This window comes from Streptomyces capoamus, assembly GCF_014654935.1.
Taxonomy (GTDB): domain Bacteria; phylum Actinomycetota; class Actinomycetes; order Streptomycetales; family Streptomycetaceae; genus Streptomyces; species Streptomyces capoamus.
The window spans coordinates 148,519-159,723 of the sequence record NZ_BNBF01000019.1 but is presented as its reverse complement, the minus strand read 5'-3'; the positions used below and the strand labels follow the sequence as shown (position 1 = coordinate 159,723).

General features: G+C 72.7%; 10 protein-coding genes. 3 read left to right on the top strand and 7 right to left on the bottom strand.

The annotated features are described in order from the left end of the window. On the top strand, nt 1-505 hold a 505-nt coding region (locus tag IE312_RS42035; RefSeq protein ID WP_229900489.1), incomplete at its 5' end, for a YceI family protein. A 55-nt stretch (nt 506-560) separates the two neighbouring features. Then, nucleotides 561-1,028 carry a PPOX class F420-dependent oxidoreductase gene (locus IE312_RS27200; RefSeq protein ID WP_189984946.1) on the top strand — a complete coding sequence of 156 codons (468 nt, stop codon included), beginning with the start codon at nt 561-563 and terminating at the stop codon, nt 1,026-1,028. Between the two features lie 74 nt (nt 1,029-1,102). Here IE312_RS27200 and IE312_RS27195 read toward each other — a convergent pair whose 3' ends face one another. The 7 genes from IE312_RS27195 to IE312_RS27165 all read right to left on the bottom strand — a co-directional run bounded on the left by IE312_RS27195 (nt 1,103) and on the right by IE312_RS27165 (nt 10,512). Further along, entirely contained in the window at nt 1,103-1,861 is a 759-nt protein-coding gene (locus IE312_RS27195; RefSeq protein ID WP_229900495.1) for a TetR/AcrR family transcriptional regulator, read from the bottom strand. Nucleotides 1,862-1,969: 108 nt separating this feature from the next. Beyond that, nucleotides 1,970-3,355, bottom strand: coding sequence for an MFS transporter (locus tag IE312_RS27190; protein WP_229900488.1), 1,386 nt, complete (start codon nt 3,353-3,355; stop codon nt 1,970-1,972). Between the two features lie 53 nt (nt 3,356-3,408). Next, nucleotides 3,409-5,592 (bottom strand): ArnT family glycosyltransferase, encoded by a 2,184-nt coding sequence (locus tag IE312_RS27185; protein WP_189984944.1) that lies wholly within the window; start codon nt 5,590-5,592, stop codon nt 3,409-3,411. Beyond that, nucleotides 5,589-7,154, bottom strand: a complete 1,566-nt coding sequence (locus tag IE312_RS27180) for a bifunctional glycosyltransferase family 2/GtrA family protein (protein WP_189984943.1) — start codon at nt 7,152-7,154, stop codon at nt 5,589-5,591. The genes IE312_RS27185 and IE312_RS27180 overlap by 4 nt, the downstream gene beginning before the upstream one ends. Nucleotides 7,155-7,167: 13 nt before the next feature. Continuing rightward, complete coding sequence (locus IE312_RS27175; RefSeq protein ID WP_189984942.1) at nt 7,168-8,808, bottom strand: sensor histidine kinase; 1,641 nt, start codon at nt 8,806-8,808, stop codon at nt 7,168-7,170. After that, on the bottom strand, nt 8,808-9,545 hold the full coding sequence (locus IE312_RS27170; protein ID WP_306419819.1) for a response regulator transcription factor: 738 nt from the start codon (nt 9,543-9,545) through the stop codon (nt 8,808-8,810). The genes IE312_RS27175 and IE312_RS27170 overlap by 1 nt, the downstream gene beginning before the upstream one ends. Nucleotides 9,546-9,639: 94 nt before the next feature. Continuing rightward, nucleotides 9,640-10,512: a DUF2797 domain-containing protein gene (locus tag IE312_RS27165; RefSeq protein WP_189984941.1), complete on the bottom strand. Its 873-nt coding sequence runs from the start codon at nt 10,510-10,512 to the stop codon at nt 9,640-9,642. Between the two features lie 129 nt (nt 10,513-10,641). On the opposite strand from IE312_RS27165, the gene IE312_RS27160 reads away from it, so the two are divergent. Beyond that, nucleotides 10,642-11,205 (top strand): HAD family hydrolase (locus tag IE312_RS27160; protein ID WP_229900487.1); only part of this gene is annotated, 564 nt, incomplete at its 3' end.

Here is an 11,205-nt window from a genome sequence, read left to right as displayed (position 1 = left end):
CGCCGCGGTCGCCCAGCACCTCGGCATCTCCAGCGTGCACGGCCGGTTCACGGAGTTCGGCGGCACCATCGAGATCGCCCCGGACGACGTCACCAAGTCCCGGGTGGCGGCGGTGATCCGGGCGGCCTCCATCGACACCGGCAACGGCATGCGCGACACGCACCTGCGCTCCGCGGACTTCCTCGACGTCGAACGGCACCCGGACATCACGTACCGCTCCACGGGGGTGACCCAGGCCGGCTCCGACCGCTGGACGGTCCACGGCGAACTGTCCCTGCACGGGGTGGTACGGCCGGTGGACCTGGACCTCGCCTACCTCGGCACCGGCGCCGACCCGTGGGGCGGCACCCGCGCCGCGTTCCGGGCCACCGCCGAACTGCACCGCGAGGACTTCGCGATGAACTACAACCAGGTCCTCCAGGCGGGCATCGCCGCCATCGGCACCACGCTGAAGGTCGAGCTGGACATCCAGGCGGTCCAGGGCGACGCGCTGCCCCAGGCGTAGACGTAGGCACAGCAGGGTCAGCCACCGGGGCGCCCACTGCCCCTAGGCTGCCCCCATGGCACCGAACACCGCTACCAACACCCGTGTATCGCTGGACGAGCTGCTGGACTTCGTACGACCCCGCCACCGCGCCCTGCTGATCACCCGCCGGGCCGACGGCTCCCCGCAGGCCTCCCCGCTGACCTGCGGGGTGGACGACTCCGGCCGGATCGTCGTCTCCACCTACCCGGAGCGAGCCAAGACCCGCAACGCCCGGCGCGACGCCCGGGTCAGCCTGGTCGTCCTGAGCGACGAGTGGAACGGCCCCTGGGTCCAGGTCGACGGCACGGCCGAGGTCATCGACGCGCCCGACTCCGTGGAACCGCTGGTCGAGTACTACCGCAACATCGCCGGCGAGCACCCCGACTGGGACGAGTACCGCGAGGCGATGCTGAAGCAGGGCAAGTCCCTCATCCGGGTGACCCCGCAACGGTGGGGCCCGGTGGCCACGGGCGGCTTCCCGGCCCGGCTGGTGTCGGAGTAGCCGAGGAGCAGCCAGGGGAGCAGCGGCCAGGGCAGTGGCCAGGGAGGTGGCCGGCGCGGTGGCCGGCGCGGTGGTCAGCCGCGGGCGACCATCGCCTCGATGCCGGCGATCAGCAGGTCCAGGGCGAAGGCGAAGTCGCGGTCCAGCATCTCGTCCACCGTGTCGCCGCCGCGTGCCGCCATGAGGTCCTTGGACTCCTTGAAGACCTCGGCGGTGCCCGGGACCTCGTCCGCCATCGACATGGCCTGCTCGAAGTACTCCTCGGCGCTGAGTCCGGTGTCCGCGATCCGGGCGAGGAAGTGCCCCTCGATCGTGCCGAAGCCGTACACGAACTGGAAGACGGCCGAGATCGCTCCGGTCACCCCGTGCGCGGGCAGGCCCGCCCGGCGCACGGTCCGCTGCACCAACCGGGAGAACGCCAGCGCGTTCGGGCCGATGTTCAGGAAGCGCCCGGCCAGCGGGGACAGCCACGGGTGCCGGACCAGCAGCCCCCGGTACGCGGCGGCCAGCGCCCGCAACTGCTCCCGCCAGTCCTCCTCCGGGTGGTCCGGGTCGGGCAGCCGCAGCTCGGCGTAGGCCGCGTCCAGGGCGAGTTCGAGCAGGTCGTCCTTGGTGTCGACGTACCAGTACAGGGACATCGCGGTGACGTTCAGCTCGGCCGCCAGCCGCCGCATGGAGAACTTGGCGAGTCCCTCGGCGTCCAGCAGGCGTACGGACGCCTCGGTGATCCGCTCCCGGTCGAGCCCGGAGGGCTGCCCGCCGCGCCCGCCGCGCCGGGCCCTGTCCTCCCGCCACACGCTGTCCCGCGCCGACCGACCTGCCCGCTTCGTCACCGGCGGCCCTTCCTCGTTTGCGCTCACGGTCCCAACCTAGGGGCGCGAGGAACTGCGCGACCAGCCACAACGCCCCGCACTCGCCCCACTACCCCGTCCCCACGGCCGCTAGGCGGAGACCCGCTCCGCCCGCCGGAGCAATCCGGCCGCCAGGAACCCCCCGACGAGCACCGCGGCGGCCCCCACCAGCTGCCCCGCGCCCAGCGCGGCGGACAGCGACTCCCCCGACGCCATGGAAGAGCTGAGCACAGCGCCCAGCACGGCGACACCAAGTCCGTTGCCGAACTCGGCCAGCGTTCCGTTGATGCCGGCCCCCACCCCCGCCTTCTCCGGAGGAATCGCGCTCATGATGGCGTGCGCCATGGCCGGGTTCGCCACCGCGCACCCCGCGCCGATCAGCAGCAGTCCGAGCAGCGTCCCCGCGTAACCCCCGTGGTCCACCTCCGCGACGGACACCAGGCCCCCGGCCATGCAGACCATGCCCAGCGCGATCGACGCCGGTGTGCCCAGCCGCGCCGACCACTTCGCCGACAGTCCGCTGAAGTTGAGGACCACCACCGTCAGCGCCAGCGGAGCGGTCCGCAGACCCGCCTCCAGCGGCGCGTAGCCGAGCACGAACTGCAGGTGCTGGGTGAGCAGGAACAGGGCGCCGCCCATGCCGAAGACGATGAGCACGGCACCGGTGACCGCGCCCGTGAACCGCCGGTCACGGAAGAAGCGGAGGTCGAGCATCGGCTCCTCGGCCCGGCGTTCCCACCAGACGAAGGCACCCAGCGCCGGCACCGCCACGGCCGCCGTGGCGAGCACCCGCACCGACGTCCAGCCGTGTCCCGGACCGGAGATGACCGCGTGGACGAGCGCGGCCATGCCGATGGTCGACAGCAGCGCGCCCGGCAGGTCCGGGCGGTCGCCGCGCGGGTTCTTCGACTCGGGGACGAGGGCCGCCACCGCGGCCAGGCCCAGCGCCACGACCGGCAGGTTGATCAGGAAGATCGCCCCCCACCAGAAGTGGTCCAGGACGAAACCGCCGATCAGGGGGCCGCAGGCGAAGCCCAGCGCGTTGACCGCGCTCCAGATGCCGATCGCCTTGGGCTGCTCCTCGGCGGAGAAGATCTGTATCGCCACGGCCAGCGTGGTCGTCATCAGCAGCGCCCCGCCGACGCCCATGCCGGCCCGCGCGGCGATCAGCTGCGAGGTGCTGCCGGCGAGTCCGGCCACGAGCGAGCCGATGCCGAACAGGGCGAGCCCGGTGATCAGCATCTTCTTGCGGCCGTAGCGGTCGGCGGCGCTGCCGGCGGTGAGCAGCAGGCCGGACTGCACCAGGGAGTACGCGTTGATCATCCACTGGATGTCGGAGGTCTTCGCGTGCAGCTCGCGGGTGAGCGAGGGGATGGCCACGTTCAGGACGGTGTTGTCGAGCAGCACGGTGAGTTGCGCGAGGCAGATGACGCCGAGGATCAGCCAGCGCTGCGGATGGCCTTGGGGGGTCGACATGCCGTACACCGTATAGCTGCTGCTATACGGTGTACAACGCGTTTTCCCGTCCCTCAGTCGCTCGCCTTCCGTGTGAGGTCGTAGAACGTGGCCGAGCCGACCGTCACCTTCTTGAAGGTGCTCTGGACCCATGAGGCGATCCGGGAGGCCGAACCGCTGTTGCCGCCGCCCATGCCACCGCCGGCGATGAAGTAGTGGATCCTGCCCTCCTCGACGTACTTCTTGAACTGCGCCAGGGTCGGGGAGGGGTCGGTGCCGTTGAAGCCGCCGATCGCCATGACCGGGTCACCGGTGGCGAGCTGGTAGCCGGCGGCGTTCTGGGACCCGACGGAGGCGGCGACCCAGGTGTACTTCCCGGCGTCCTTCTCCAGCAGCTTCTTCGCCTCGGCCGACACCTCGGCACCGTTGAGCAGGCCGCCGACGCCCCCGGCGCCACCGCCCTCGCCCAGCCGGCCACCGCCACCGGGGAAGCCGGTGCCGGTGCCGGTGCCGGTGCCGTTCTGCTGCCGGCCCGGTTGGCCGGGCCGGCCCGGCACGCCGCCACCGGGGAAGCCGCCGCCCGGCAACCCATTGCCCTGCTGCCCCTGCTGCCCCTGCGGGCTCTGCCCGCCCTGCCGGCCGTTCTGCCCGCCCGGCGCGGCGCCGCCGAAGCCGCCCCGCGGACCTGCGCCGCCGCCGGGACCGCCGCCCCGGCCGCCCATCGCACTGGCGCCCGCCGGACCGGCCGTGACGATCGAACCGGTGTGGCCCTCCCGGAGGGTGCTCAGGGTGTACGCCGTCGGTCCGGCCAGCGCGGCCACCAGACCCACCGCCGCCGCTCCGAGGGCCAGTCGCCGGGGGAGCCGGCCGGCGAAGACCAGGCCGAGCGCCGCGGCCGACCCGCCGACCAGGACCAGCCACTTCAGCCAGGGCAGATAGTCGGGGGTGCGGTGGAGCAGGACGTACCCCCAGGCCGCCGCCGCGACCACGGACGCGGCGAGCGTGATCGACGCCCACAGCTCCCGCCGCCGCTCCCACAGCAGCCCGGCGCCCATCCCGGTGACCGCCGCCAGATAGGGGGCGAGGGCCACGGTGTAGTACTGGTGGAAGATGCCCGCCATGTAACTGAAGACCGCCATGGTGATCAGCAGCGAGCCGCCCCACACCAGGAGCGAGGCGCGGGTAACGGACGTCCGGGGCAGCCTGCGGGTGGCCACCAGTGCGGCGGCCAGCAGGACCAGCGCCGCCGGCAGCAGCCAGGAGATCTGGCCGCCGACCTCGGAGCCGAACATCCGGTCCCAGCCGGTCTCCCCCCACATGCCGGTGCCGCCCCCGCGGCCACCGCCACCGCCGCCCACGCTGCCGGTCTCGTCGCCGTTGAGCCGGCCGAGCCCGTTGTAACCGAAGGTCAGCTCCAGGAAGCTGTTGTTCTGCGAGCCGCCGATGTACGGCCGGGACGAGGCCGGCCACAGCTCGACGGCCGCGACCCACCAGCCCCCGGACACGACCAGCGCGAGCGTCGCGGCCGCCAGCTGCCCGAACCGCTTCCTCAGCGGCACCGGCGCGCACACCGCGTACACGAGGGCCAGCGCCGGCAGGATCAGGAATGCCTGGAGCGTCTTGGCGAGGAACGCGAAACCGATCGCGACCCCGGCCCACACCAGCCACTTGGTACGGCCGTCCTCGACGGCACGGACGACGAGGTAGCAGGCCACGGACATGAGCAGGGCCAGCAGGGCGTCCGGGTTGTTGAACCGGAACATCAGCGCCGCGACGGGCGTGAGCGCGAGCACCGCGCCCGCGAGCAGACCGGCCGCGGGACCGGACCGGCGGCGCACGCCCGCGTACACCACGGCGACGGTGGCCACGCCCATCAGCACCTCGGGCGCGAGGATCGCCCACGAGTGGAGGCCGAAGACCCGCACCGACAGCGCCATCGGCCACAGCGCGGCCGGCGGCTTGTCGACGGTGATGGCGTTGCCCGCGTCCAGCGAGCCGAAGAAGAACGCCTTCCAGGACCTGCTGCCGGCCTGGACGGCCGCCGAGTAGAAGGAGTTGGCGTAGCCGGAGGCGCTCAGGTCGTACAGGTACAGCAGGAGGGTGGCGGCCAGCAGGCCGAACAGGGCCGGGCGGACCCAGCGGGGGTCCTCGGGCCGGCCGCGCCACAGCCCGCGCAGGAACGGCGGCTCGGTCTCACCGGCCCCGGGGGCGTGCGGGGGTGCGGCCGGGGGCGGCCCCCATACGGTCGTACCGGTCATCGGGCGTCCTCCGGGTCGGTGTCGTGCGGGTGTACCGGCTGCGGGCACAGGGGGGTGTCGGGGGCGTTGCGCCGACTGCCGCCCACGGCCTCACCGGCGCGGAAGGGAGTGGTCGGATACGGGTGTTCGTGCGGCCGCCCGTACGTCTGCTGCTGGTACGGCACCGGGCGGTGCGGCAGCGGAACGTGCGGCTGCGCGACGAGCGGCTGCGGAACGTGCGGCTGCGGGACGAGCGGGGCGTGCGCATCCGGGGAGCGGTGCGCGGGCGAGGGGTGCGCGGGCGAGGGGTGCGCACCGGCCCGTGGGGACGGCGGCCGGACCTCGTTCCGGTCCGGGAAGACCCAGGCGCGCAAGAGCAGGAAGCGCAGCACGGTCGCCGCCAGATTGGCCGCGATCAGCACCGCCAGCTCGGTGGAGTGCGCCGGGTCGCCGCCCGCCGCGCCGAGGGCGGCGAGCGAGCCGCTGGTCAGGGCGAGGCCGATACCGAAGACGACCAGGCCCTGTGCCTGGTGCCGGACGGCACCGCCCCGGCCGCGCACGCCGAAGGTGAGCCGGCGGTTGGCGGCCGTGTTGGCCATCGCGGAGACCAGCAGCGCGAGCGCGTTGGCCGGCTGCGGGCCGGCGAACTGCCGGGCCGCGCTGTACAGCAGCAGGTAGAAGAGGGTGGACAGGACACCGACCACGCAGAAGCCGACCAGCTGGCGGGCCAGCCCCGTGGGCACGTCGGCCAGGTCCCGGTCGCGCGGGTCGTCGCCGAAGGGCCGGGCCAGCCGGTCCAGCGGCAGCGACCCCGTGGCCAGGGCCCGGCCGACCCGCCACACGCCCCGGAGGTCGTCGGTGGCCGTCTTCACGATGTGCACGGTGGAGTCGGGGTCGTCGACCCAGTCGACCGGCACCTCGTGGATCCGCAGGCCCGCCCGCTCGGCCAGCACCAGCAGCTCGGTGTCGAAGAACCAGCCGGTGTCCTCCACCAGGGGCAGCAGCACCTGCGCCACGTCGCGCCGGATCGCCTTGAAGCCGCACTGCGCGTCCGAGAAACGGGCCTGGAGCGAACCGCGCAGGATCAGGTTGTAGGCCCGGCTGATGAACTCCCGTTTGGGGCCGCGCACGACCCGGGAGGCGCGGGCGAGCCGGGAGCCGATCGCCAGGTCGGAGTGGCCGGAGATCAGCGGCGCCACCAGCGGCAGCAGGGCGTTGAGGTCGGTGGACAGGTCGACGTCCATGTAGGCGAGGATCGGGGCCTCGGACGCGGACCACACGGCCCGCAGCGCCCGCCCCCGCCCCTTCTGGTCCAGGCGGAAGACGGTGACCTCGGGGACCTCCGCCTCCAGCCGGGCGGCCACCAGCGGGGTGGTGTCCGTGGAGGCGTTGTCCGCGATCGTGATGCGGAACGCGTACGGGAAGGTGCGCGTGAGGTGCTCGTGCAGTCGGCGGACGCACGGCCGGAGGTCCTTCTCCTCGTTGTATACGGGGACCACTACGTCCAGGACAGGCGTTCCGGCGTCTGTGGCCGGCAGGTGCTCCCGCGCCGGCAGGGTGCCGGGAGAAGAGTCGGTTCGCATGCACCGACTCTCGTCAGGCGTCCTGTCGCACCCATGTGGTGGCACTGTGCTGTGCCTGTGAGTCCCATGACCGGCTCATGTCGGGCGCCGGCCGGTGCGCGGCCGGGCCGAGCGCGGGCAGGTGCACGGTGAACACCGTGCGGCCGGGGACGCTGTCCACGGTCACCGCACCCCCGTGCGCGGCGGCCACGGCCTGCACGATGGCGAGCCCGAGCCCCGTGGAGCCGGTGGCCCGCGACCGCGCCGAGTCGCCGCGGGCGAACCGCTCGAAGACGTGCGGGAGCAACTCGGCAGGAATGCCCGGACCGTCGTCCTCCACGTCCACGCACATCCACGGCCCGCGCCGCCGCACGCGCGCGGTGACGGTCGTACCGGCCGGTGTGTGCGTACGGGCATTGCCCAGCAGGTTGACCAGCACCTGCTGCAGCCGGGCCGCGTCCGCCGATACCGGCGCCGGCTCGTCGGGCAGGTCGAGCCGCCAGGTGTGGCCCATGCCGGCCGCGCGCGCGTCGCTGACGGTGTCCACGACCAGCGGGACGAGATCGGTCTGCTCGAACTGCAGTGGCCGGCCGGCGTCGAGCCGGGCCAGCAGCAGCAGGTCCTCCACCAGCAGGGTCATCCGCCCGGCCTCGGACTCGATCCGTCCGAGGGCGTGCCGGGTGTCCGGGCCGACCTGCTCGCGCCCGCGCCGGGTCAGCTCGGCGTACCCGCGGATGGAGGCGAGGGGGGTGCGCAGCTCGTGGCTGGCGTCGGCGACGAACTGCCGTACCCGGGTCTCGCTCCGCTGCCGGGCGTGCAGGGCGCCGTGCACATGGTCGAGCATGCGGTTGAGCGCGGCACCGACCTGGCCGACCTCGGTGTGCGGGTCGCACTCCGCTTCCGGCACCCGCTCGCTGAGGTTCACCTCACCGGTGTGCAGGGGGAGTTCGGAGACCCGGGTGGCGGTGGCGGCGACCCTGCGCAGGGGGCGGGTGGCCACGCCGACGATCACCGTGCCGGCGGTACCGGCCGCGACCAGGGCGGCGGCGGTGACGCTGGCCTCGATGAGGAGGAGGGTGCTGAGGGTGTTGTCGACGTCCTCGGTGGGGACGGCGACGTAGTAGCCGCGGGTGCCGTCGACGCTGGTCCGGAACGTGACCCGGTACGCGCCCAGGCTGCCCAGGCCGACCGTGTGCCTGCCGTCGTCCCGGGCGACCCGGCCGAGCGCCGCCTCCTGTGCCTTGGTCAGGTCCCTGGACCCCATGCCGCTGATGTCGTCGGAGTCTTTGTCCTTCAGGCCGACCTTGGCCTCGGTGATGACACCGTTGCGGACGAGGGCGATGACCGTGCCGGACGCGCCCGGGCCGCCGGCGCGCTTGACGAACTCGCCCAGGTCGAGGACCGACTTGGCCGGCGAGTCGCTCGTACCGGGACGGTGGCCGGGGTCCTCGCCGGGCGGCTTGCCGAAACCGGCGGCACGGCCGGCGGTCTCGATGAGCTGCTTGTCCAGTTGCTCGTACAGGTGGGACCGCAGCGCCAGCGTCGTCACCGTACCGATCACCGCGCACACCACCGCGATCAGCACCACGGACGCGACGACGAGCCGCGTCCGCAGGGTCCGCGGCCGCCCCACCCGCCGTCCCTGCCGCCCGCGCGGCCGCCGCCGTCCGCTCATCACGCGGCGGGCTTGATCAGGTAACCGGCCCCGCGCCGGGTGTGGATCATCGGCTCCCGTCCGGCGTCGATCTTCCGTCGCAGGTAGGAGATGTACAGCTCGACCACGTTGGCCTGCCCGCCGAAGTCGTACGACCACACCCGGTCCAGGATCTGCGCCTTGCTGAGCACCCGCCGGGGGTTGCGCATGAGGAAGCGCAGCAGCTCGAACTCGGTCGCGGTGAGGTGGATGGACTCCCCGGCCCGCGACACCTCGTGGCTGTCCTCGTCCAGCGTCAGGTCCCCGACGACGAGCACGGAGTCCGACCGCCGGTCGGCCGCACCGGACCGCCGGATCAGCCCCCGCAGCCGCGCCACGACCTCCTCCAGACTGAACGGCTTGGTGACGTAGTCGTCGCCGCCGGCGGTGAGCCCGGCGATACGGTCCTCCACCGCGTCCTTGGCGGTCAGGAAGAGGACGGGCACATCGGGCAGCTCGCGGCGCAGCCGGCCCAGGACGGCGAGCCCGTCCATGTCGGGCAGCATCATGTCGAGCACCACTGCGTCCGGCCGGAACTCACGGGCCGCCTGGACGGCCCCCTGCCCGTCCCCCGCGCTCCTGATCTGCCAGCCCTCGTAGCGAAGGGCCATGCTCAGCAGTTCGGTGATCGACAGCTCGTCGTCCACCACAAGCACTCGGACGGGGCTCCCGTCCGGCCTCAGCAGTTCGGTGCGCCCCTGGGGCGAGGTCGTGGTCATGGTGGACACCCTGTCGGGGCCCTCTGAGAACACGCTTTCACGCATCTGTGATTTCCCTGAGAAACACACAGGCGCTTCCCAGGTGACCCACGGGTCAGAACAATCCGTCCGGCTCCCGCCTGAACTCCCTTACCGGGAAGGCACATCCGGCCTCCGCCGGCCCCGGCGGCACCAGCTCCCAGCCGGTCATCAACCGCGTGTCCAGCACGACGACGCCCCGACCGTCGACCGCCAGATGCAGATCGGGCCCGGCCGCGGCGACCAGCTGCCCGCCGACGCTCCCCCCGGGCACCAGTTCCACCACCTCACCGAAGGCCCCCGGCCCCGCACCGATCCCGAAGACCCCCACGTGGTCCACGACTTCACAGGGCTCCGCCCGCAGGGACTCCGGCCACCCGGGCAGTGCGACGGCCCGCGCGTGCAGCTCCCGCACCTCGGCGGCCCGCTCCTCCCCCGTCACCGGCAGGACCGAGCGCACCGCCCGCTTCTCGGCGTACGCGATCCGGTCCGGCACCCGCAGCGCGGCCCGCAACAGCTCCTCGGAGCGGCGCGCGGCCATCAAAGGCCCGGTGCCCAGCCAGCTGAAGCACACGGCCCCCTGCTCCAGCAGCCGCGCCGGACCCCGCTCGACGGCCGTGATGCCGACCTTCACCAGACCCGGCCCGAACCACGCCAGGTACACGCGGTACGGCCGGGGATCGTCGGCGATCGTGTCGGCGGCCACGGAGTGCGCCCGGTCCAGCCGCGCGCACTCCTCGCACCGGGCCCCCGTACTCCGCCCCGGCACGACAGCCCGCACCGGACAGGCATGCCCCCGCGCCCCCGCACACGTACGCCGTCCCCCCTCCGGCACCGCGAAGGCGACCCGCTTCCCCCGGGGCAGCGCACTGCGCCGCCCACCGTCCCACTCCAGCACCGGACCACCTGCCGCCCACCGCAGTCCCGCGCACTTCCAGACCTGTGCCATCACTCGTGAGGGTAGGGGACGGGTCCGACAAAGCAATCTCCCGCGGAGTGCTTAGGGTCTGTCCGGCGGATCATCTGACCGATTCGGCTTGGCTGCGTTGTAGGGGTGGGCCGATGACATGATCAACGGGTGATCTTCAAATTCGTTCAGCCCAGTTCCGGGAAGTACGTCCTGTTTGATGTCGACGGCACGTTGATCGACGCGGTGGACAACCAGCGCCAGGTCTGGAAGACGTGGGCGGGTCGATACGGGCTAGATCCTGACGCGGTTTACGAGCTGGCGCTGCGGACGCGGCCGATGGAGACCTTCGCGGAGGTCGCCCCGGGCCGGGACCCACAAGAGTGCCTGGCTGTGTTGCATGAACTGGAGGACGAAGACGTTCGGTCGGGTGTCTACGACGCTTTCGATGGTGCGTCCCAGCTGCTGTCCACCCTGCCTTCGGGGTGCTGGGGGCTGGTGACGTCCAATTATGAGCATCGGGTGCGTGGACGGTTCGCCCGGACCGGCCTGCCGGTTCCCAGCGTGCTCGTGGATGCCGCCGCCGTCGACGAAGGCAAGCCGTCGCCGGTCCCCTATTTGCTGGCCGCTGAGCAACTTGGTGCCAAGCCGGAGGACTGCCTGGTCATTGAGGACGCGCCGTCGGGCATTGAGTCCGGGCGGCGGGCCGGGATGACGGTGTGGGGAGTCAACAGT